This is a genomic window from Candidatus Edwardsbacteria bacterium, assembly GCA_031082425.1.
In the GTDB taxonomy this organism is placed as follows: Bacteria; Edwardsbacteria; AC1; order AC1; family EtOH8; genus UBA2226.
In genome coordinates, this window is the sequence record JAVHLB010000012.1 from 54,325 (window position 1) to 76,603 (window position 22,279).

19 protein-coding genes are annotated in these 22,279 nt (G+C 52.9%); 13 read left to right on the forward strand and 6 right to left on the reverse strand.

Annotated elements, in window-relative coordinates; genetic code table 11:
• Positions 1 to 124 precede the first annotated feature (124 nt).
• From RDU76_10875 to cysS, 4 genes are read right to left on the reverse strand one after another with little or no spacing between them, the layout of a single operon-like run.
• Entirely contained in the window at positions 125 to 1,312 is a 1,188-nt protein-coding gene (locus tag RDU76_10875; GenBank protein ID MDQ7799421.1) for a methyltransferase, read from the reverse strand.
• Between the two features lie 45 nt (positions 1,313 to 1,357).
• Positions 1,358 to 1,765 carry a YbaN family protein gene (locus tag RDU76_10880; protein MDQ7799422.1) on the reverse strand — a complete coding sequence of 136 codons (408 nt, stop codon included), beginning with the start codon at positions 1,763 to 1,765 and terminating at the stop codon, positions 1,358 to 1,360.
• A complete protein-coding gene (locus RDU76_10885) occupies positions 1,752 to 2,354 on the reverse strand; it encodes an HD domain-containing protein (GenBank protein ID MDQ7799423.1) in 603 nt (200 codons plus the stop codon). Before RDU76_10885 ends, RDU76_10880 begins: the two co-directional genes overlap by 14 nt.
• A gap of 53 nt (positions 2,355 to 2,407) precedes the next feature.
• On the reverse strand, positions 2,408 to 3,826 hold the full coding sequence (gene cysS / locus RDU76_10890; GenBank protein ID MDQ7799424.1) for a cysteine--tRNA ligase: 1,419 nt from the start codon (positions 3,824 to 3,826) through the stop codon (positions 2,408 to 2,410).
• A gap of 544 nt (positions 3,827 to 4,370) precedes the next feature.
• On the opposite strand from cysS, the gene RDU76_10895 reads away from it, so the two are divergent.
• The 13 genes from RDU76_10895 to recG all read left to right on the forward strand — a co-directional run bounded on the left by RDU76_10895 (position 4,371) and on the right by recG (position 18,919).
• Entirely contained in the window at positions 4,371 to 4,865 is a 495-nt protein-coding gene (locus RDU76_10895; protein MDQ7799425.1) for a hypothetical protein, read from the forward strand.
• A 59-nt stretch (positions 4,866 to 4,924) separates the two neighbouring features.
• Entirely contained in the window at positions 4,925 to 5,950 is a 1,026-nt protein-coding gene (locus RDU76_10900) for an SPFH domain-containing protein (protein ID MDQ7799426.1), read from the forward strand.
• A 397-nt stretch (positions 5,951 to 6,347) separates the two neighbouring features.
• A complete protein-coding gene (locus RDU76_10905) occupies positions 6,348 to 6,749 on the forward strand; it encodes a DUF3788 domain-containing protein (GenBank protein MDQ7799427.1) in 402 nt (133 codons plus the stop codon).
• 93 nt (positions 6,750 to 6,842) lie between these two features.
• The gene (locus RDU76_10910) at positions 6,843 to 7,730 is read left to right on the forward strand and encodes a prohibitin family protein (protein ID MDQ7799428.1); all 888 of its coding nucleotides are present in this window, start codon (positions 6,843 to 6,845) and stop codon (positions 7,728 to 7,730) included.
• Positions 7,731 to 7,856: 126 nt separating this feature from the next.
• Positions 7,857 to 8,114 carry a SemiSWEET transporter gene (locus RDU76_10915; GenBank protein MDQ7799429.1) on the forward strand — a complete coding sequence of 86 codons (258 nt, stop codon included), beginning with the start codon at positions 7,857 to 7,859 and terminating at the stop codon, positions 8,112 to 8,114.
• 19 nt (positions 8,115 to 8,133) lie between these two features.
• Positions 8,134 to 10,401 (forward strand): hypothetical protein, encoded by a 2,268-nt coding sequence (locus RDU76_10920; GenBank protein MDQ7799430.1) that lies wholly within the window; start codon positions 8,134 to 8,136, stop codon positions 10,399 to 10,401.
• A 128-nt stretch (positions 10,402 to 10,529) separates the two neighbouring features.
• Positions 10,530 to 11,441 carry a PorV/PorQ family protein gene (locus RDU76_10925; GenBank protein ID MDQ7799431.1) on the forward strand — a complete coding sequence of 304 codons (912 nt, stop codon included), beginning with the start codon at positions 10,530 to 10,532 and terminating at the stop codon, positions 11,439 to 11,441.
• A 23-nt stretch (positions 11,442 to 11,464) separates the two neighbouring features.
• Complete coding sequence (locus RDU76_10930) at positions 11,465 to 12,064, forward strand: hypothetical protein (protein MDQ7799432.1); 600 nt, start codon at positions 11,465 to 11,467, stop codon at positions 12,062 to 12,064.
• Between the two features lie 55 nt (positions 12,065 to 12,119).
• The gene (locus RDU76_10935; protein MDQ7799433.1) at positions 12,120 to 13,616 is read left to right on the forward strand and encodes a peptidylprolyl isomerase; all 1,497 of its coding nucleotides are present in this window, start codon (positions 12,120 to 12,122) and stop codon (positions 13,614 to 13,616) included.
• Between the two features lie 119 nt (positions 13,617 to 13,735).
• The gene (galT, locus tag RDU76_10940) at positions 13,736 to 14,737 is read left to right on the forward strand and encodes a galactose-1-phosphate uridylyltransferase (GenBank protein ID MDQ7799434.1); all 1,002 of its coding nucleotides are present in this window, start codon (positions 13,736 to 13,738) and stop codon (positions 14,735 to 14,737) included.
• Entirely contained in the window at positions 14,734 to 16,197 is a 1,464-nt protein-coding gene (gene glgA, locus RDU76_10945) for a glycogen synthase GlgA (GenBank protein MDQ7799435.1), read from the forward strand. Before galT ends, glgA begins: the two co-directional genes overlap by 4 nt.
• A gap of 6 nt (positions 16,198 to 16,203) precedes the next feature.
• The gene (locus tag RDU76_10950) at positions 16,204 to 16,794 is read left to right on the forward strand and encodes an ADP-ribosylation factor-like protein (GenBank protein MDQ7799436.1); all 591 of its coding nucleotides are present in this window, start codon (positions 16,204 to 16,206) and stop codon (positions 16,792 to 16,794) included.
• A gap of 61 nt (positions 16,795 to 16,855) precedes the next feature.
• Positions 16,856 to 18,919 carry an ATP-dependent DNA helicase RecG gene (recG, locus tag RDU76_10955; GenBank protein MDQ7799437.1) on the forward strand — a complete coding sequence of 688 codons (2,064 nt, stop codon included), beginning with the start codon at positions 16,856 to 16,858 and terminating at the stop codon, positions 18,917 to 18,919.
• A 43-nt stretch (positions 18,920 to 18,962) separates the two neighbouring features.
• On the opposite strand, the gene RDU76_10960 is transcribed toward recG, so the two are convergent.
• Positions 18,963 to 21,293 carry a T9SS type A sorting domain-containing protein gene (locus RDU76_10960; GenBank protein ID MDQ7799438.1) on the reverse strand — a complete coding sequence of 777 codons (2,331 nt, stop codon included), beginning with the start codon at positions 21,291 to 21,293 and terminating at the stop codon, positions 18,963 to 18,965.
• 227 nt (positions 21,294 to 21,520) lie between these two features.
• Entirely contained in the window at positions 21,521 to 22,159 is a 639-nt protein-coding gene (locus RDU76_10965; protein MDQ7799439.1) for a TetR/AcrR family transcriptional regulator, read from the reverse strand.
• Positions 22,160 to 22,279: the final 120 nt, after the last annotated feature.

Below are 22,279 nucleotides of genomic sequence, written 5' to 3' on the forward strand. Positions count from 1 at the left end.
CAAACGGCCATGTCCCATTGAAACATGGCGTATATTTGGGTTGAAAGATTAACAGTTAAAACCTTAATATATATGATTTTACCGTAAAAGGCCCGGGCTTGTCAAGGAATAAGAAATCTTAGGCCTATGAACGGTGATCTTCCATCAAAACGGATAGCGGTTCGCTTAAAAGGTCGGCGGTTCTTATTGCCGGCGGCTGTCCGCCCTCTTTGAATTTGGCCGACAGCAGGCCGAAGGAGACCCTCTCGATCCCGGCCGCCTTCAGCCCCGCCCGGTAGATCTGATAGGTCCGCTGAAAGGTCCCGTAGTCCCGGGGGCCGGATTTCTGATAGGCCTCCTGCAGGGCATATTCCGCCGCTTCCTTCTCATCGCTGTGCCTGAGGATGAGATTCCGGAAATCATTTTCCGGCAGATATTTTCCCAGCCATAACAGAATGTCCTTATCCTCGTTGTAGCCCAGGTGCAAAGTGGTCTGGCAGATCCCGCCGTATTCCAGGTGTTCCTTGGCTCCGGCCAGAATATCTTCGACCAACTCCCGCCCGCTGATCCCGCCCTCCCGGTTCCAGGCCTTGACCAGCCCCGGGGCTGAAGGAGGATTGGAGACTATCCGGTCGAATTTATCCTTGCCCGTCGGTTGGTACAGGTCCCCGCAAACGAACTCCACGTTTCCGATGCCGTTAAGCAGGGCATTGAATTTCGCCAGATCTATAGCCCGGGGGTTGATATCCACCCCGGTCACTTTTTCGGCTGATTTTGACAATATCAGCGACTGCAGGCCGGAGCCGCAGCCCAGGTCCAGCGCGGTTTTGCAGGAAGTCCGGACCAGCCACCGGGCCATGATATAGGAGGTCTTGTCCAGCCGCCACACCAGATTGTCGGACGAAAGGTATTCATTCTTGGCATGACCATCGATATTAAGGAAGACCTTGTCGGTGGCGATCAGAAGGTCCTCGAACGGCAGCAGGGTGAAATTGGCGTGGATATCCTCCTGATCCGTTGTGCAGAGACCGAGATTGCACAGCAATCCCAGATCGGCAGTTCCCAAGGCTTGTTCGATAATATCCTTTTTGCCCGGCAGGCCTAAAACCAAAAAGCTTATGATATGACTTAAGGGAGCTGGATTATCCGCCAGCCTTTCGACAAACAACGGGAGATATTTGTATTCCAGCGGATAAAGGGCGAAAATATTATCCAGGCCCAAAGCTTCTTTGACCTCCCCCACAGAAAACCCCAGACCTTTTAATTTTTGCCCCAGTTGTTCAACCCGGACCGGATCGATGTTTTCGTATGATAAGGGTTTTTCAAGGTTCATGGATATACCCCTGATTGGTTTTATTGATCGAAATCATAATAGGGTTTATTCGGCGAGTTCGTTCCCCTTATGCTTCAGCGTCTTGAATGAGAGTATGTGCCAGGTTACCCCGGCTGCTATCAGAAACAGGATGGCTCTCACTGCCATCAGCTTGATAACAAACCAGACCGAAAATGTTATGGTGATCCACAAAGCCGAGACCGACAGTATTTTTAGTTTGAGCGGGATGCCCCGGCGGTCCCGGTAGTTTTTTATATAGCTCCCAAACCACCGGTTGGACATCAGCCAGTCATGGAATCTCTGTGAGCTTCTGGCATAACATACCGCCGCCAATAAAAGGAACGGCGTGGTGGGCAGTAAAGGCAGGAATATGCCGATGACGCCCAGCAGGACAAAAAGAGTGCCCAGAATCACCAATATTATGCGAAGGGACTTGTTTTTAATCTTCGTCATTTTTAAAATAACCCTTGGCTATCGTATCCTCGATCAGAACTTTGGCGTGATCCCACAGTGTTTTTGAGCCTTCGCCGATCCGGCTGTTTATTTCCATCACTTTTACCGCCGGCACATTATGTTCCTTCCAGGAATGACCCCGAGAACGACAATTTTGGATCACCGGACCCAAGCGATCCAATGCCATAGCGAATTTTGCCTCCGATGTGTCCTGCCTCTCGTATTCTTCCCATAACGAGATCATTTCATCCCGTTGCTCAGGCGGCAGCAGACCGAATATCCTTTCGGCAGCTGCTTTTTCGTTTTGGTATTTATTTTCCTTCAAATTTTCATCATATATAAAAGTGTCCCCGGCGTCTATCTCCACGATATCATGTATCAAACCGATTTTCAGGACCTTGAGGATATCTATATTCGGATCATTGGCATGTTCCTTTAGGATCAAGGCCATCATGGCAAAGTGCCAGGAATGCTCGGCGTCATTTTCATAACGGGAGTTGTCCAGTATTTTCGTCCGGCGAAAAACGGATTTGAGCTTGTCGATCTCTATTATGAATTCTATCTGCTGTTGCAATTTGTTGTCTGCCATTTTACTCCTATAAATTTTAACAAACGACCCAGGCTTTCGCCTGGGTCATCAATTTATTCACCGAACTTTTTGGGCCGAACCGTCTGCCCCTTGGGCCCATCCTCCACCACATATCCCAAGTTAGATATCTCATTTCTCAACCGGTCGGATTCGGCCCAGTTCTTGGCCGCCCGGGCTTCCTGGCGGTTCTGCATCATATCCTCAACCTCTTTGGGAATGACATATCCCCCGGCGGATTCGGTTAATTTCAGCCCCAGAACCCGGTCAAAATCCCTGATTAGATCTATCTTCTGCCCCGGGATCAGATTATTGTCTTTCAGTATATCCCAAAGAATGGCCAGCACCTGCGGCATATTCAGGTCGTCATTTATGGCAGATAGGAATTTATCCTTATATCCGCTTATCTCCGATCCTCCAAATTTCTTATCCTCTCCATTCCCAATAGGGGTGGGGTCAAGCCTCTTCACCTCTGCTCTCAGATTCTCCAGGGCCCGCTGGGCCGCAGTCAGCGACTCGTAGGTGAAGCTCAACTGTGAACGGTAGTGTCCGGTAAAACAGAAATAACGGTAGGCCAGCGGGTCATATCCCTTGCCCATCAGGGTCTGGAGGGTAAGGAATTCCCCGGAGGACTTGGCCATCTTCTCCTGCCCCAGTTGCAGAAAGTACCCGTGCAGCCAGTAATTGGCCAAGTTGGTGCCGTGGCAGGCCTGGGTCTGGGCGATCTCGTTGGTGTGATGCACCGCAATGGCATCCTCCCCGCCGCAGTGGATGTCGAACAGCGGACCCAGGTATTTGGCGGCCATGGCCGAGCACTCTATATGCCAGCCGGGGAACCCCTTGCCCCATGGGCTGTCCCACTCCATCTGCCTCTTGGTCCCTTCGGGGCTGAACTTCCAGAGGGCGAAGTCGGTGGGATGCTTCTTCTCGCCCATCTCTATCCGGGCTCCGGCCAACAGGTCCTGCACCACTATCTTGGTAAGCACCCCGTATTTTTTCAGCTTGGCGGTATCGAAATAGATGCCATCCGATGTCCGGTAGGTGTAGCCCTTCTGCTCTATGCACCGGATGGTCTCGATCTGCTCCTTTATATGGTCGGTGGCCTTGCACCAGATATGCGGCTCCTGGATGTTCAGGTTCCCGAGGTCGCTCTTAAAGGCTTCGGTGTACTCACCGGCGATCTCCCAGGCGGTCTTGCCGGTGCGGCGGGAGCCCTTCTCCATCTTGTCCTCGCCGGAATCGGCGTCGGATTCCAGATGCCCCACGTCGGTGATGTTCATGACATGGTTGACCTTCAATCCGTTGTATTCCAAGACCCGGCGCAAAATGTCCTCAAAGACGTAGGTGCGCAGGTTCCCGATATGGGCGTGATCGTAGACCGTCGGACCGCAGGTATACATGCCCGCCTGGCCGGGATTTAAGGGGACGAACTCCTCCTTGGAGCGGCTCAATGTGTTGTAAAGTTTGATGATCATCAATTCCTCCTTGATTGGGATAATTATAGTTTCAAGCCTTGCCCTTTGTCAACCCTAAAGATTAGGGGCGCGGCACACAGATTACACAGATCATTACAGATTGCCACAGATTTATAATTTAAACCAATTTAAATAGGTGTGAATCCGACCCCACCTGTGAAATCCGTGTGCCATTCACCATTATCCAAGTTGGCATTATGAAAATTCTTCCATAACGCTTTGATCATTTGCTATTGTAAGAAGAGTAAGTAACAAATCTGTACAAATCGAAACCAATCCGTGAAATCTGTGTGCCATTCCGTCCTGTCCGATTTTTTCCGATTTTCATTGACTTGCCCTATCAAATGTGATAATTTTTATGGTCAGTGTTCAATCTTACCTTTTGCCACAAAGCTATGCACTGGGTTTATCGAAGTGACCCCAAGGCACAACGGGTTGTATATGCTTAATTACTTTTACATAAAAAGTATTGATAAACTCCGCGTGAATCCGTGTCCCATTAAAAACTGCAATTAATTCTAACCCCAAGAAAAGGAGGCTTGCCATGCCGGATGCCAGCGATAAAGTAAGGAATTTCATGGAAAAGATGTTCCGGATAGTCCCGGGATACGGCGGCTATGCCGAAAAGGAATCGCGCCGCAATACCGATAAGATCCTGCGCCTGCACCTGGCCGGGCAGCTGGACGAGGTCAAGACCGCCTTCGACCGATTTATGTCCGACATGACCAAACAAAAGGGGCATCTGGAGCTGATGTCGGACGCCTCATCCGTCACCAAACTGCTGGAGAAGGTGAGCGACCGGCTTAAATACGCCGAGTACGGTTACTCCGGTTTCTTCGACAGCCCCAAGGTGCTGGGGCCGCAGTTGGACGCCCTCTATCAGTTCGACATGGACCTGTCCCAGCACATCATGGACCTGAAGAGCAAGATGACCCAGATAAAACCGGATCCCTCGATCCTGAAAGCCTTGCTGGAGGACCTGCGTAAATTCGACGATAGATTGAATGCCCGGCATGAAGCGATCAATAAACCTGTTTAATCGGTTAAAACGTTTAAACAGTTTGAACTTGTTAAACCTTTTCAACTTTAGGAGCAAATATGGCCAAGATAATGGAAGTCATAGAATATTTTGACAATACCGGCAATCAACTGGTGCACCGGGTTCCCGAGGACGGCTCGGGCGAGACCAAGATCGGCTCCCAGCTGGTGGTCCGGGAAAGCCAACAGGCCGTGTTCTTCCGGGATGGCAAGGCCATGGATGTCTTCGGTGCCGGCCGCCATACATTGACCACCATGAACCTGCCGATCCTGACCGGGATGCTCAAGGGGGTATTCGACGGCAAGAGCCCCTTCCGGGTGGAGGTCTATTTCGTCAACTCCAAGGTATTCACCGACCTGAAATGGGGCACCTCGGAGCCCATCCCCTTCCGCGACTCCGAACTGCAGATGATCCGCCTGCGATCCTTCGGCATCTACTCCACCAGGGTCAAGGATCCCCAGCTGTTCGTCAACAAGATGGTGGGCACCCAGGGGTTGTATACCACCGAGCAGATCGACGGCTTCTTGAAGAACGTGATCGTGTCCCGGCTGGCCGATTACCTGGGCGAGAACTACCAGACCATCCTGGATGTGGCCCAGCATTACGATGAGCTGGGCACCGGCCTGAAAGCCAGACTGCAGGAGGATTTCGGCAAGTACGGCCTGGAGATGGTGGACCTGTACATCAGCGCCATCACCCCCCCGCCGGAGGTTCAGGCCCGAATGGACGAGCGGGCCGGGATGGCCGCGGTGGGCGATCTGAACCAGTATATGAAGTTCAAGGCGGCCAATGCCATGGGCGACGCCGCCAAACAGGAGGGCGGTGCGGCCGGAGCCGGCGTGGGCATGGGCGCCGGGATAGGGATGGGCATGATGATGCCCGGCATGCTGCAGCAGGCCATGGCCAGCGGGCCGATGGCCGCCTGCCCCAAGTGCGGCACCCAGAACCAGACCACCGCCAAGTTCTGCTCCAACTGCGGCGGCCCGATGGTGGTGGCCCCGGCCACCACCCCCTGCCCCAAGTGCGGCAAACCGGTGGCGTCTGGCAGTAAGTTCTGCAACGACTGCGGAGCTAAGCTGGGGTAATATCAAACCGCAAAGACGCTAAGACGCAAAGGCTTATTTTCTTTAAACTTTGAACTTTCTACTTAAAACTGTCGTAGTCATTGCGAGAATGGCAACGAAGATTAACTGGTGAAGCAATCTACCCGTGTCATTCCTGTGCAGACAGGAATCCAGGATTACTTTGAACCACAAAGAGCACAAAGCACACAAAGATTTTTTTCGGCTTTCAATTCTTGCCTGGCCCGCATCTCCCCTATTAAGGGAAGAAACAGTGGGGTGTCGACAGAACCGTTTTTGGTTTTAGGCTTAACATAATTGCCTAACGTGCCATTCCGGAGAAGTCGGGAATCCAGTTTTTGAAACACCAAGAGCACAAAGGTTTTTATTCTTTTTACTTTATACTTTCAGCTTTAAACTTATGAAGTGCAACCCCACTGAAAAGGATTTTCTGGCCCTGATCGGGCCCAAAGCCGAGTTGTGGAGTGAAATACGCACCTATCTTGCCTCGCATTATGACCATATGCCGGAATTGAGTGTTGGCAAGAAAGAATACGACTGGACCATCCGCTACCGCAAGACCGGCAAGACACTGGTTACGCTGATGCCCGAACAAGGCGGATTCTGCGTTCTTGTTGTTCTGGGCAAGGAAGAGATTGAAAAAGCCGGACAGGCTAAGCTCAATAAATATGTGCAGGATGTTTTCGAGAGCGCCAAGCAGTACCATGACGGCCGATGGCTTTGGATAAGGCCGAAGGCCAAGCGCGACCTGAATTCTATTATAACGTTGTTGCGGATTAAGAAAGGGCCGGTCGTCGAATAACCAAGTGAGTGCCGTGTTTGAGTTTTGAAGGATAGTGTCATAAACAAACCCACATCAACCAATCTATCAGCTATATAATAAAGGAGATCCCTCATGTTTTTCATATTCACACTGATCATCGCCGCCGCAGCCGGATACATGTGGTTCTCGGCCAACAAGAAGTCCCAGCAGTTCAACGAAGCCTTCGCCAAGAACAAGGCCATCTCCGGCATCGTGGCCGTTTTCTTTTTGATAGTCGCCGTCTTCCAGATGCTGACCGTCATCCCGGCCGGGTACGTAGGCATAGTGGACTTCTTCGGCAACGTCTCCGCTAAAACCCTCAAATCGGGGATAAATTTGCGCAACCCTCTGGCCCGGATCGTTAAATTCTCCATTAAAACACAGGAAATGTCCGAGGATATGCACGTGCCGTCCAAAGAGGGGCTTACCGTTCAGCTGGATGCCACCGTGCTGTTCCACCTTGATCCCGACAAGGCCGCCGAGGTTTATAAAACGGTCGGGCCGGATTACGTCAATATCATCCTGGTGCCGCAATTCCGCTCGGTCTGCCGGGGCGTTACCGCTCTGTACGAGGCCAAGGCGCTTTATACCTCCCAGCGAGAGGAACTGGCCCGGCTGATTCAAGTGGACCTGGAAAAGATGGTGGCCGCCCGGGGCATTGTGATCGAGACCACTCCCCTGCGACGGGTAACCCTCCCCAACAAAGTGACCGACGCCGTCGAGGAGAAGCTCAAAGCCGAACAGGAAAGCCAGCGGATGGAGTTCATTCTGACCAAGGAAAAGCAAGAGGCCGAACGAAAACGTATCGAGGCCAAGGGCATCTCCGACTTCCAGAACATCGTGGCCCAGGGCATCAGCGAGCCGCTGTTAAGATGGAAAGGCATCGAAGCCACCGAAAAACTGGCCCAGTCGCCCAACACCAAGGTGATCATCGTGGGCGCCGGCAAGGACGGCCTGCCCATAATCTTGGATACCAAATAGGTTCGTTGGCTGTCACCCCGAGATGGCATTTGACCAATCAGTTTGAATGGGTGCCGGCATGATTACGATCCAATATATACACTTATGTCCTGATAATCCGAGCATTAATATCAACCGGAGAACATCGTGATCAAAACACTGGGACTGCTGGCCGGCTTCCTGACCACCCTCAGCTTTCTGCCCCAGGTCATAAAAAGCCTGAAGACCAAACACATGGATGATTTCAATATCTGGTTCTTGGTATTGATGATTGTGGGCCTTTCCCTGTGGACGGTCTACGGGTTCATGATCAGGCAGCTGCCCATCATCATCGCCAATCTGGCCACCATATCATTGAACCTGATGCTGCTGGGGCTCAAGATCAAATATCAAAAACAGAAATAAGGACATCAAGCCGAACAACATGCACAAGATCACCCTTTTCTCCTGCCTGGCCGCCATCACCATACTGACGGCGGGGCTTGACAACGCCGGTCCTAAAGCATCTTATCTTGAAACCGACCAAGGTGAATACTACCGCTACCAGATCGTTAAGCTGAACCTGAAGCCGGATTCCCTGCTTAAGATAAATCCCGATTCCGCCTCGTTGCAGGCATCCTTCCGCCACGGCGACAGCCTGATATCCGGTGTCGGCAGTTGCCAGGGGATAAGCCTTAAATATGACAGAACCGACAGCAGCTGGCGCGGCACCTGGGCCATGCCCTGGAACCCGCCGCTAGGCGTTTACCAAGCTGTTTTAAATGTTTATTCTGACAAAATCATAAAGGACTCTGCTACTTTGCTGCTTTCCGACTCTGTTACTTTTATTGTCAGATCCCGCCCCCCCCGTTCCATCCCCGAAGGCTTCTGCGCCATGACCATCGAGAGCGCCGGGAATATGCTCAACGCCAAGCTTCCCTCTCCGTTTAAAGCCCAGAAGCATTGGACCAATTTTACCGATTGGGCCAAATATCTGGGGGCCGATGCCGTCTGGTATTCAGTAGGCTGGACCATCGAGGGATATCCCGGGATCAACGATAAAAATCCCTGGGTCAGGGAGAATTTCAAGGTGTTCCCCAAACTGGCCGAGGAGTGCCACAAACAGGGCCTCAAATTCGGCGGATACGTGGGCAGCTACCTTTTATGGGGCCCCACTTTGCGGAAATTGAAGTATGACTATTCGCTGGAGGCCAAGAACGGCCGGGTATTCCCCAACCACCATGTCAGCCTGGACGACGCCAAGCGCCGGGCCGATATCGTGAAGATCTTGAAGCTGCTGCAGGACGATCCCAATGTGGACTTCATCGGGCTGGACTACATCCGGCCGGGCGCCGGCGGGTTCGAGACGGTGGACGAATTCGTGGAACAGATGAACATCGAAAAACCGGCCGGCTGGGACAGATGGGGCAAAAAGGACCGGATGCTGTGGGTGGCCCGGCAGGTAAAACCCATGTCCGACAAGCCCATCCGGGCCCGCTGGCAGTGGTGGCAGGCCCACCGTTCGGCCAGCGCGGTGGAAAAGCTGATCGCCGAGGCCGGGGTCAGCAAGCCGGTATGGGGCTTCACCCTGGGCTGGGACAAAGGACACGAACACGGCCAGGACCCGCCGATGATGAATGATGCCGGCCTTGACCTGGACGCCATGATGATCTATGAATCCAACGCCCAGCAGTGTTTCGAGATGACCAATGTTTGGTCAAAATATCTCAAAGGCGATGAGGTCCAGATGATGGCCGGCCAGCAGATAGACTGGGTATTATTGCAGAAAAGCACCATACCACCCGCCCCCGAGGAATTCTACTGGCGTTTGACCGATGCCATCAAGGGCACCTCCGATGGCGGGCGGGTCAAGGGGTTGTTCTGGCATGACATGTTCAGGGGGATCCGGGGCCGCAAAGGCCCGCACACCAGCCAGGAATGGCTGATAGTGGGAGCCGCGGCCTTCTCGAAGGTCAGACAGGAGCTGGGAACATTGCCCCTGGATTCAAGGATGATCTCCCAAGCCGGGAAAACCGGGCTTCATATAAAGTTCAACCGGCCTTTGGAAAAGGTTATCATAGAGCCGTTGACCAATGCCTCGCCCGGCAAAACCACCACTTTTGAGCTTGGCGAGGGCCTGACCGACACCACCATTATCCTGGGGAAATCCCCGGCCAGCGGTTTGGCGGCCTACCGCCTGACATGGGGAAGCGGTGACCACCGTGACCAGTTGGTGGTCTTTGGATATTACCCCCGCCCCTATGCCGATAACCCTTTCCGCCCGCTCCAGTCGTTCAGGGCCGGCGGCGACCTGTTGGTCGCTTTGCAGCCCGGCAGGAAAAACCTGGCCAGATCTGTCACCGCCGCCAAGCTGGCCCGGGAGAAGGGCCTGGTGGTCAATAAAACGATGGTGGACAGTCTCTATCCGTCCTTGGGGTATAAATACTCCAAACTGTTGATAATCGCCGGGGATAGCCTGTCGCCGTCGGAAAGAACGGTTTTGGATAGCCTCCTCTCCCGGTTTCCCGGATTGGCGGTTGCCGCCTGGGGAGAAGGGGACAGTCTGTCTATTCTGCCGGGGGCGAATATGATCCGGCTCAAAGGCGATATCATCGCCCATCCAGCCTATCTGGGTTTTATCAACAGCCCCGCCCAGGCTCCCATACGAAATGGCTCCAGTGGGGTGAAATTATCGTTATATCTTGACAAATAAGCTTTTATGAATTATCATTAAATGTTAAAACATGTTAAACTATAATGATATGTCAATTGTCTAAATCGATGATAGGCAGAACAATTAAAATTGTCGTTTTTTGTTTCCTATCTCTGCCCTTCCCGGCTATGGCCTCAAAATACGCCGGGGAATTTCTGAATGTAGGGCTGGGATCGGCCGCCATGGGTATGGGCGGAGCTTATGTATCTATTGCCAATGATGCTTTTGCCGGCTACTGGAACCCGGCCGGAACCTCTTCGGCCAGTCATCAGATAATCTTCTCCCATTCCAATAATTTCGGTTCGCTGGTGGCCCACGATGCGCTGGGATACTCCCGCCCCATGGGACAATATGCCCTGGGGCTGGTATATATCCGGTTATCTGTCAAGGACATACCCTACACCAACCAGGCCCTGATCGACCTGAACAACAACGGCATAATGGATTCCGGAGAGAGGCTGGATTACTCACAGATCATTTATAATGACGAGGCAGAATCGGCCTTATTGTTGAATTATAGCCGTAAATGTGATCCGGTTACCAGCTGGGGCCTTAATCTGAAATTTGTCAATAAATCAGTGGGGACCAGCTCGGCCTGGGGATTGGGTCTCGATGCCGGATTGATGACCGTCTGGAAAGAAAAGATAAAATTGGGCATAAATCTGCAGGATATAACCACCACGTATCTGGCTTGGGATAACGGCACCAAGGAAGCGATCTCTCCCGCGGTAAAGCTGGGAGCGTCCTACCACCCCTCCATCGCCGGGGATAAACCGCTGGCCCTGGCCCTGGGCGGTGATTTCAGGTTTGAGGGACGGCAATCCGCCGCCAATTACCACCTGGGCAGCATAAGCCTGGATCTTCATCTGGGCCTGGAATACTGGCTGAAGAAAAGGATAGCTTTAAGATTGGGCGGAGATCAGGGCCGGTTTACCGCCGGTGCCGGACTGAAACTGGGACGATTCAATTTCGATTACGCCTATATGGCCCATAAATACCTGGAAAGCTCCACCCGACTCTCCGGTGCGTTCACATTTTGATAATTTGGATTTGAGTCCGCCTGATGATCATTCAACGCGAAATACGACGCAAGGCGTTCCACATAATGGCCGGCTTGGCCCTTCCGGCACTGTACTATGTCTTCATGCTGATCCACCAGACCACCCTGGCCAAATGGATAGTCGCCGCCGTCGCCCTGGCCATTCTGGTGGTGGACATCATCCGTCTGAAACACCTGTTTATCAAAATAATTTTTCTGGATATCTTCGGCCCTCTGTTGAGAAAGCACGAGATCTCGGCCCTCACCGGAGCCACTTACCTGATGCTTTCATCCTTGGCCTGTTTCGCGCTTTTCAGGGACTCCATCGCCATACTGGCCATCTCCTACCTGATAGTCGGAGACTCTCTGGCGGCTTTGGTGGGCCGGAGCGTAGGCCGGGTCAAATTCTTTGAGAAATCGTTCGAGGGGGCCGGGGCCGGTCTGGCGGGATGTCTGGCCATCGGACTGATCATAATGAACCTGCCGGGGACCGATATCGGCTTCTGGGAAATGGCCGCCGGGGCGGCCACCGCTGCGATAGTTGAAATGCTGCCCATCCCGTTGGATGACAATATAAGGATACCTCTGGCCGCGGGGGCGGTAATGCACCTGTTCTTCCAATAAACATATTTTTATTACCAATAACCATTTAAATCTAAACCTAACGAAGGAGCCCACTATGGCCTTTAAGAGAACCTTTGCGCTTATTATGGTCCTGACCTTGACCGTTGCAGGCACCCTGGTCGCCAAGGACAAAGTCACCAAAGAAGACCCCGAGATGTTGCTATCGCAGATGGCCCAGCTGAGCCTGAAATACCAGGACTATCCCCAGGCCGTCTCCGCATATAATAAGCTTCTGGAGAGCTACCCCCAGTCAAAAATGGCCAAGGATTATACCTATTATCTGGCCCTGGCCTATGAGCGGTCCAATAATTTCCAGATCTCCGCCGAAAACTACCAGAAAGTGGTCACCGATTATAAAAATGTCAAATCCGCCATACCCGGCATCGACAGCCTATCCCTGGAAGGGGTCGGACGGTGTTTCAATAAGAATTTCAAGGAGTATGCCGCCATCATCAACGGACAGCCCATGACCAAGCTGGAGCTGGATGCCGAGCTGGAGAAGGTTCCCTCCCACTACCGGACCCAGTTCGAGGGCGACGCCGGCCGTAAAAAGTTTCTGGATCAGATCATCGAACGCCAGTTGCTTTACGCCGAGGCCCAGAAACAGGGTATCATCAATAACCCGGAGATCTTTCAGCGCATCAAGGATACCGAGCAGAATCTGCTGATCAGGGGCTTGTACGATCAGGAGGTCATCCAAAAGGCCCAGCCCTCCGAGAAGGAAGTAAGGGATTACTACAAAAAGAATATCAAGGAGTACCAGACCCCGGAGCAGGTAAGGGCCAGCCAGATCGTGGTTGACAACTATGCCCAGGCCCAGAAGATATACCAGGAATTGAAATCAAAAAAAGGTCAGCCCTTTGACACCTTGGTGGCCAAATACTCCATCGCCCCCAATGCCCGGAGCAACGGCAGCCTGGGATTGATCAACAAGGATCAGAAGCCATCGCCGGAGCCGGTTCTGTTCAAGACTGCCAAAGGCAAATATTCCAAGGTGATACCCACCGAGCCCCGCTTTGCTGTGGTCAAATTGGTGAAGCAGGAAGGCAAAAAACTGCATCTGAACTGGATCGTGGCCGGGACCGAGGATGAGGCCAAAAAGATAATCGCCGAGCTCAAGGCAGCGCCCGATTCATTCGGGGCCATAGCCGCCAAGAGGTCCCTGGATGCCAGTAAGGACCAGGGCGGCGATCTGGGCCTGGTGACCAAGGACCAAGTGGCCCCAGAGGTTTTCAAAGCCGCCTCCGGCCTGAAAGCCGGCAAATTCACCACCAAACCGGTCAAGCATTTTGCCCAATACGCCATTTATCGCATCGATGACCAGATCAAGGCCGGGGTCAGGGATTTTAAGCAGGTCCAGGCCCAGATAAGCGGCCAGCTTCAGAAAGAGCGCCAGCAGGCGCTTTATGACGGGCTGCTGAATAGGCTGAAGGAAGAGGCCAAGATAGAATATCTAATCGAAGCTCCGGAGCCGGCCAATATGGAAGAAAAACCCGTTGAAAAACCGGAGCCCAAGGGAAAACTCCAAAAGAAGGCCAAACCCAGAAAGTAACTAAAAGACTTTCCAATATAAATAAGAGGCTGGGAATATATCCAGCCTCTTATTTATTGACTTTGGTAAAAGGATTAGGCTATAATAAACATAAGCGTTTTAGCAATTAATGTATAATTATGCCTGAATTAAGAAAAGATCCTATCATCGGCCGTTGGGTCATCATCTCCACTGAAAGAGGCAAACGGCCGGTTGATTATGAAGTGGTGCCGGAGCCAGCCAAGAAAGGCGGGTGCCCTTTTTGCTTCGGCAATGAGGCCCTCACCCCTCCGGAGATAATGGCCGTACGCCCCCCGGGCTCCCCGGCCAACGGGCCGGGCTGGCAACTGCGGGTAGTGCCCAACAAGTTTCCGGCCCTCAGGGTTGAAGGCCAGTTGGATAAATCCGGCGAAGGCCTTTACGACAAAATGACCGGCATTGGGGCCCACGAGATTTTTATCGAAAGCCCGGTGCACGACCTTCATCTGGCCGATATGGAGACGGAGCACATAGCGGAGCTGCTGCAGGCCTTTGTGGCCAGAATGCAGGATTTGAAGCGCGACATCCGGCTCAAATACCTGATGGTCTTCAAAAACCAGGGGTTCCGGGCCGGGGCCACCATGGAGCACAGCCATTCCCAGCTTATCGCCACGCCCATCGTCCCCAAGACCATCAAGGAGGAACTGGAAGGCTCCCTGGAATATTATAAATACAAAGAACGCTGCGTTTTCTGCGACATCATCAAGCAGGAAATAGAAGATGCCCGCCGACTGGTCATGGAGAATGACAGATTCATCAGCATCGTACCCTATGCCGCCCGGTTTCCCTTCGAGACATGGATACTGCCCAAGAAGCATCTGTCCAGCTTTGAGGACAGCGCAGTTCCTGATCTGAAGATGCTGGCCGAGATCCTAAAAGGGACCCTGCTGCGCATGAATCGCTCGGTCAACACCCCGCCCTATAATCTGGTCCTTCACACCGCCCCCTGCGATCGGCCTAATATCGACCACTACCACTGGCATATAGAGATCATGCCCCGCTTGACCCGGGTGGCTGGATTTGAAAGGGGCACCGGATTTTATATCAATCCCACCCCTCCGGAGGAGGCGGCTGCATTTTTAAGGGAGGTCGTGATAAGTTGACCGAACGGCCGTTGAATATAATAACCATCTCTTCCGAGATGGTCCCATTCGCCAAAACCGGAGGACTGGCAGATGTCGCCGGCTCCCTGGCTCAGATGTACCAACAAGCGGGGCACCGGTCCATAGCCATCGTGCCGTATTACCAGGCTATCGATAAAAATATTCTGCACACTGAATCGACCGGCATCGAATTCGAGGTCCCGATTGGCCACAGCACCGAGAATATAACAGTTTTTAGTTCCCGGGATGTTCCCGGGGTCACCACCTACCTCATCGATCACCCCTATTTCAACAGCCGGGCCGGCCTGTACGGGACAGCCCAGGGCGATCACCAGGACAACGCCCAGAGGTTCATCCTGTTTGCCCGGGCCTCGCTGCAGTTGATCATCCGGCTGGGCGTGAACCCCGATATAATCCAGTGCCACGATTGGCAGAGCGGCCTGATCCCGGTGTATCTGAAGAACTTTTATTACAACAACCCCGTTTTCAAGGACACCAAAACGGTCTTTACCATCCATAACCTGGCCTTTCAGGGGCTATTCCCGCCCGAAACCATGCTGGCAGCCGGACTGCCCTGGGCCCTCTTTAACATTGACGGCCTGGAATTCTACGGCAAGATGAATTTTCTAAAAGGCGGTCTGTCCTTTTCCGACCACATCACCACGGTCAGCCCCAATTATGCCCGGGAGATACTGACCCCGGAGTTCGGCTGCGGTCTGCACGGGCTGTTGAACATCCTGCAGCATAAACTTACCGGGATCATAAACGGAATCGATTATTCCGAGTGGGACCCCGGGACCGACAGATTTCTGCCGGCCCGATACTTTGCCACTGACTTTGCCAGCAAACAGATATCTAAAAGACTTCTTTGCAAGAGATTCGGCCTGGGATACCAGGCCGAAAAACCCCTGCTGGGAATGGTCTCGCGGCTGTCCGCTCAAAAGGGTCTGGATATATTGGTCGAATGTCTGCCCCGATTATTCGAAAGCAGCCTGGATATCGCAATTCTGGGCACCGGAGATATAGGATACCATGAAATGCTCATCAGCCGGCAGCAGCAGCATCCAGAACGACTCGGGCTGAAGCTGGCCTTTGACAATGAAATGGCCCATCTGACCTATGCCGGCTCGGATATGTTCCTGATGCCCTCCCGATATGAACCCTGCGGCCTGGGGCAGTTGATAGCATTAAGATACGGCGCTATACCTATAGTCCGGAATACCGGCGGGCTGGCTGATACCGTAGTCGATTATGACCAGGGACTTCAAAAAGCCAACGGATTCTCCTTCAATGAATACTCCCCGGCTGCTTTTTCCGGAGCGATCTCCCGAGCCCTCAACTTGTTCGAGGATCAGCCGTCCTGGCAGCAGCTGATGAGCAGCGCCATGTCCTGTGATTATTCCTGGAAGGCATCGGCCCGGACGTATCTGGATTTATTCTATAAATTATTAGCGGAATGACAGTTTATGGCCCTTATAAACCGAGCCTCCCGTGAGATCAGCTGTAAGATCGTTTATTACGGCCCTGGCCTGGGCGGCAAGACCACCAACCTCCGACAGATCTACCAGAAGGTTGATCCCCAGGCCAAGAGCCAGCTGATATCGCTGGCCACCGAACTGGACCGCACCCTATTCTTCGATTTCATGCCGCTGGACTTGGGGACCATTCAGGGATACAAGACCAAATTCCATTTATACACCGTCCCCGGGCAGGTGTTCTACAATGCCAGCCGTAAGCTGGTGCTGAGGGGCGTCGACGGGATAGTATTTGTGGCCGATTCCCAGCGGGAACGTTACGAGGATACCCTGGCCAGCTTTGCCAATTTAAAGGAGAACCTGGCCGAGATGTCCCTTTCCCTAGAAACCGTACCGCTGGTCCTTCAGTATAATAAAAGAGACCTGCCCAACATCGTATCCCTGGATGAGTTGAAATCCCAGTTGAACGGCAACAATTTGCCCGATTTCGAGGCCGTGGCCAGCCAGGGAATAGGCGTTTTTGAGACCCTAAAGGAGATCGCCCGCCAGGTACTGGGGAATGTCGGTAAAAGATCAATATAGCTGGAAATGGTGATCACCAAGACCAATCGAATCGCTTTCGGTTGGTCTGATTTTTAAGGAAATGCTGGAAACAAATATTCAATATTTAAAAGGCGTGGGGCCCAAACGGGCCCTGCTTTTCAATAAGCTGGGGATAGCTTCGGTGAGGGATCTGCTGTATTACCCTCCCCGTAGGTACCTGGACCGCAGCCTGATAAAAAATATCCGGGATATCAGGATCGGCGATGATGTAACCCTGTTCGGCCAGGTGTCGGACAAGGGGCTGGTCCATGCCCGCCGCAATTTCACCATCTTCAATCTGCTGGTGAACGACGACACCGGCTATCTGCTTTGCAAATGGTTCAATCAGCCCTACCTGAAGGATCGTTTCCAGATAGGCGACCGCATCGTGGTCTCGGGGCCGGTGCTGTCGGACCATGGCCTGTCCATGTCCAATCCGGAATACGAGCTGCTGGACAGAGAGGACGCCGAGCTGATCCACACCGGAAGGATCGTACCCCTCCACCCCGCCACCGGCGGGCTTTCTGCCAAGCAGATCAGGCAGGTGATAAAAACCGCCCTGGACGGGTACTTGGACGAGATCATAGAACCTCTGCCCCAGGAACTTATCAAAGCCAAAAGTCTGATGGGCATCAGGCAGGCCGTCGCCCAGCTACATTTTCCGGAGGCCCCGGAGATATTGGAACAGGCCCACCGCCGCCTGGCCTTTGAAGAATTGCTCTATCTGGAGCTGATCCTTTTTATTAAGAAGAACTCCCTGCAGGAACACGGGGTCGGTGCCATGGTAAAAACAACTGATTGGGAAAAAGATTTCTCCTCCATCCTCCCTTTTGCACTGACCGAGGCCCAAATACGGGTGATCGGAGAGATAACCTCTGACCTTGGCAAGACCAGGCCCATGCATCGTCTGCTTCAGGGTGATGTCGGTTCCGGCAAGACCATTGTGGCTCTGGCGGCCGTGATACAGGCCGTAAGGGGGGGTGCCCAGGCCAGCCTTATGGCCCCCACCGAACTGCTGGCCGAACAGCATTACAATTTCCTGCACCCTTGGTTTGACAGGCTGGGCATGACTTCGGCCCTGCTTACCAGCAAGATCAAAAGTAAGCCCCGGGCTGATATCTATCAGGGGCTTAGCGACGGCAGGCTAAGCGTCTGCGTGGGGACCCAGGCATTGGTCCAGGAATCTGTCGAATTTGCTAATCTGGGCCTGGTCATAATCGATGAACAGCACCGCTTCGGCGTAAGGCAACGGTCGGATTTCCGTTTCAAGGGTAAGTACCCCCACACCCTGGTCATGACCGCCACGCCCATACCCAGGACCCTGGCCATGACCGCATACGGTGATCTGGACGTCTCCACCATCGATCAGATGCCCCAGGGGAGGCAGAGCATAACCACCAAGTGGACCGCCGAGGCCAACCGTTCCAAAGTGTATGATTTCATCGAACAGCAGTTGGAACAGGGTAGGCAGGCTTACGTGGTATACCCGGTCATCGAGGAGTCGGACAAAACCGAGCTGAAGGCCGCCATCAAGATGCATCGCACCCTGTCCCAGGATTATTTCAAGGACCGCCGGGTGGGCCTGATGCACGGACAGCTGCCTGCCGAGGTCCGGCAGGCGGTGATGGAGGACTTTCGGAATCACCGGATCGATATTCTGGTATCCACCACGGTTATCGAGGTGGGCATAGACGTGCCCAACGCCAATATCATGTTCATCGAACATGCCGAAAGATTCGGCCTGTCCCAGTTGCACCAGCTGAGGGGCCGGGTCGGCCGGGGCAGCCACAAATCATACTGCATCTTGATGGCCGGGCCAAAACTGACGCCCGAGGCCAGGCAAAGGCTTGATACCATGCAGAGCCTGAGCGACGGCTTCAAAATAGCCGAGAAGGACCTGGAACTGCGCGGCCCGGGGGAATTTTGGAGCACCAGGCAGCACGGCCTCCCGCAGCTGAAAATAGCTGATCTGTCCAGGGATGCCGATTTGATAGCTCCGGCCCGGGAGGTGGCCAAGAATATCCTGGCCGGCGACCCTGATCTATCTCAAGAAGGCCATCGGGGCATGAAGGCCGGGCTTCATGCTTTTCATCCCGAGGCGGACAAGTTCACCGCCACCGGATAAACGAAGCCCCCCGCCACAGACGGGGGGCTTCGTTTATTGTGCATCATTTTAGCTTGACGATCTTCCTGGTTTCATTTCCATCCCGGCTTGATAGCCTTATGAAATAGATCCCGGCAGATAAGGGCTGACCCATACTGTTTTTCCCGTCCCACTCCAAGGTGTATGCGCCTGGTTCGCACATTCCGCTTTGCACAATGCGGACCGGTCTGCCCAGAATGTCATAAATCCGAAGTTCCATCAACCCGCGGGAGGCCACGCTATATCTTATGGTTGTCCTTTCCCTATGGGGGTTGGGCCATGCTTCCACTTTTGAGGGATGATATTGAGCAGCCCCCCCGGCATCCACGCCCTCTGCGCCCAAGGCCGGATTAATCAGAAAGCTCTTGATCAGCGAATCGCTCTGAGGGCCGATCCCGGCGCCACCGGTATAGTAAAGACAGTGACCAGACCCGCTACTGCAATACACCCCTGCCAGAGTGGAAGCAACGGAACCAAGCTGGGCCAATTTCACTCCGCCGGCAGCCAATCCCGACAATCTGCCGAAACCCAATACCGCCGATCCCAGCGTATCATTTACTTGTATCCCAGACACTCCGAACGGGTGATCGTAGGTCGAGATAATAGGAATCCCACTTCCGCTGTAATTTCCGTATCCACTGGCCCCGACCCAACCGCTGATAGGCATGATATTTGTGGAACCGCACAATTCAAATGGCGTCTTTCGCATCAACAACACCCTGCCTCCACCCTCTATGAACTGGCGGATCACGGAAGTATCCCCTGGCTCCGCCCCGTTTTCCAGCACCAAAGCCTGGTAACTGGGGCCGATGACTGGCGGCATATCCCAAAGGCTATCCACCGTGCCCCAGATCCCCCGTACCAGCTCCATCATGGCATGGTCCCCCCCGATCACCGCTGCCTGGCCCGAGCCTAGAATCTCTAAAGTTATGGTGGAATCGGCTTTCAACGTGTCCACCGAATCTGCAGCTATAACGGTAATAGCATACTGCCCGGGGGCCATATCCGTTGAAACCACCACCGTTAGTGAACAGGAACCGCTGGGATTTATGTACATCGGATTGAATGTAAGGCTAACATGACCTGTTCCCGGTTCAGGACTGACGGCGGCGCTGAGTTTTACCGTTCCGTGGTAGTCATTATGCGAATCAATGGAGACAAATACGCTTTCGGTTCCGCCTGGCATAATGGAAATGGAGTAGGGCGTCATGTGGGGCCTAAAGTCCGGCATATTCTCCCACAGGAAAAGGTCCCCCAGGTCCTCAGCCCCGGCAATGATATCTAGATCACCATCCTGATCAATATCATCTACCTCCAGCGCCCAACCGCGTCCGAAATCGCTTCGAAGCACCATCGGGGCCCAGCTAAAGCTGTCGTTCCGGAATACGAGCAATTCTCCCGGGATCATCCCTACTGCCACAATGTCCAGATCGCCGTCACCGTCAAGATCGCCGCCCCGGACATTAACCGCCACGCCTAATTGGTCCGTGACGATATGTTTGATCCATTGGTTTGTTGCTAGGTCCTGGCAAAGCCAGTATGCTATCTCCTGACATTCGGCACCGGCGGCAATTATATCGTACAGGCTGTCTCCGTCCATCAGCACCGGCACGGCTATCTGGGCGCCAGCAAAATCCGAATTTATTATGTGTTCCTCCCAACTTGCCGGATACCCGCCCAGATTTTCCCACCAGCAGATGGTATTGGCGATCTCGGCCGCGCCGATCACGTCCAGGTCGCCGTCCCGGTCAATGTCCTGAATGGTAACGGTCTTGGTCCCGGCCAAGCTGTCGCATATCGCATGCTCTGTCCAGCCCGGAATTACGGCTCCATCGTTGTAGAACACCGATATCGAGCCAGGATATGAACTGACCCCCACTACGTCTGTATGCCCGTCGGCGTTGATGTCGGCGCACATGGCATCGTGCGCACCGTAGGGATATCCTATCACCCGCTTGGTCCAGCCTGTCGCCGGGTCTCCGCTGTTCTGCCACCAGTCGATCTGGCCCTGATACAACTCAGTGGCGACGATGTCGGGAAATGTGTCATTGTCGATATATGCTACTTCGACCGACATGGCGTCATCAATGTAAGCATCCACAGGAAAACGCTCCCAATGGAGGGGGTCACCGCCATCGTTTCTCCACCAGTAAAGACCCCGTCCCGGGATCTCGGCTCCACCGATTATATCCCCGTCCCCATCGCAATCCAGGTCAAAGACAGTGATACAAGCGATCCCCTTAACTTCAAGGTCAATGGCTTGTCCCACAAATGACAGGCTTTGCGCCCCGGCCATACGCGGCGTTAAAGCCAGGGAGAGCCAGCCCATCACCAAATGGGTTATGATTCTTTTCATGATTTACCTCCCTTATAAGTTTTGTTTTGGTTAAAATAATACCAAGCACAAACGTTTGTTTATGGTTCTGAACAAAAAACATGCCGTTTTTCGGCAAAATCTATGTTTTATATAAATAATATAAATATTTCCGTCCCCTATCCTCTCCTGGATTGGTTCATCAATTTGCGGCTAATAATATCATGTCCTACTTCTTCTTTTTCTGGAGATTCGTCTTGTACTATTGGTTATTTATCCCTATCCGGCGACATGCCCCGCAGAAAGATATCGACAAAAGCAAAATAAATCTCCTTCCGTTTAGCCGGAGATATGCTCTTATTCATCATAGCTTTATTGAGATTGGTCCGTAATGAAAGATAAAAAGAGGAAAGGGTCCACAGGCTGTCCAGTCCTCGGCGCACTTTTCCTTCATCCTGTGCCTGCCTCAGAGCACTTTGCATGTATTTATCCGTACTGTCATAATACTCGCTCTGTTGAGCGTAAAGTTTTTTGTAGGTCTCGGTAGAATACAGCCCCCGGAAATCCATATACATCATCAACTGTAGATCTGCTGGGTGCCTGATAAAATAACTGTAATAAGAACTGGCGAAAGCCAAGAGCTTTCCGATCCCCGTGGACATGGCATCCATCCTCTCCTGGTTAAGTCTCCACCTTTCCCGGAAGCGCTCGAGATAAATGGCTACCAGCAGTTCGTCTTTGCTGGCGAAATAGGAATAGACCGTCTGTTTGGTGTACTCTGCTTTGCTGGCGATCTCATCCATAGTCACTGCCATCAATCCCTTTGATTCTATCTGCCCCCAGGCCGCATTAATTATGTCGCGCCTCCTGACTGCGGCTACGTCCTGCCGTCTTTGCTTTATTCCCATATATACTCTTAGTATGTATTATTAGACTAATAGTATGATATTTTCATCAGTTTGTCAAGTGTTATTTTAATTATTTTTTACAGTTCCGCACCTGGCTGACAATAAAAAGCCCCCCGCTTT

Bases quoted from the DNA above. Each gene is read 5' to 3' on its own strand.
- recG (MDQ7799437.1), top strand. From the start codon at position 16,856: ATGCTGGAAACAAATATTCAATATTTAAAAGGCGTGGGGCCCAAACGG.
- RDU76_10900 (MDQ7799426.1), top strand. From the start codon at position 4,925: ATGGCCAAGATAATGGAAGTCATAGAATATTTTGACAATACCGGCAAT.
- RDU76_10965 (MDQ7799439.1), bottom strand. From the start codon at position 22,159: ATGGGAATAAAGCAAAGACGGCAGGACGTAGCCGCAGTCAGGAGGCGC.
- RDU76_10925 (MDQ7799431.1), top strand. From the start codon at position 10,530: ATGGCCTCAAAATACGCCGGGGAATTTCTGAATGTAGGGCTGGGATCG.
- galT (MDQ7799434.1), top strand. From the start codon at position 13,736: ATGCCTGAATTAAGAAAAGATCCTATCATCGGCCGTTGGGTCATCATC.
- RDU76_10930 (MDQ7799432.1), top strand. From the start codon at position 11,465: ATGATCATTCAACGCGAAATACGACGCAAGGCGTTCCACATAATGGCC.
- RDU76_10960 (MDQ7799438.1), bottom strand. From the start codon at position 21,293: ATGAAAAGAATCATAACCCATTTGGTGATGGGCTGGCTCTCCCTGGCT.
- RDU76_10910 (MDQ7799428.1), top strand. From the start codon at position 6,843: ATGTTTTTCATATTCACACTGATCATCGCCGCCGCAGCCGGATACATG.
- RDU76_10920 (MDQ7799430.1), top strand. From the start codon at position 8,134: ATGCACAAGATCACCCTTTTCTCCTGCCTGGCCGCCATCACCATACTG.
- RDU76_10950 (MDQ7799436.1), top strand. From the start codon at position 16,204: ATGGCCCTTATAAACCGAGCCTCCCGTGAGATCAGCTGTAAGATCGTT.
- cysS (MDQ7799424.1), bottom strand. From the start codon at position 3,826: ATGATCATCAAACTTTACAACACATTGAGCCGCTCCAAGGAGGAGTTC.
- RDU76_10880 (MDQ7799422.1), bottom strand. From the start codon at position 1,765: ATGACGAAGATTAAAAACAAGTCCCTTCGCATAATATTGGTGATTCTG.
- RDU76_10905 (MDQ7799427.1), top strand. From the start codon at position 6,348: ATGAAGTGCAACCCCACTGAAAAGGATTTTCTGGCCCTGATCGGGCCC.
- RDU76_10935 (MDQ7799433.1), top strand. From the start codon at position 12,120: ATGGCCTTTAAGAGAACCTTTGCGCTTATTATGGTCCTGACCTTGACC.
- RDU76_10875 (MDQ7799421.1), bottom strand. From the start codon at position 1,312: ATGAACCTTGAAAAACCCTTATCATACGAAAACATCGATCCGGTCCGG.
- RDU76_10885 (MDQ7799423.1), bottom strand. From the start codon at position 2,354: ATGGCAGACAACAAATTGCAACAGCAGATAGAATTCATAATAGAGATC.
- RDU76_10895 (MDQ7799425.1), top strand. From the start codon at position 4,371: ATGCCGGATGCCAGCGATAAAGTAAGGAATTTCATGGAAAAGATGTTC.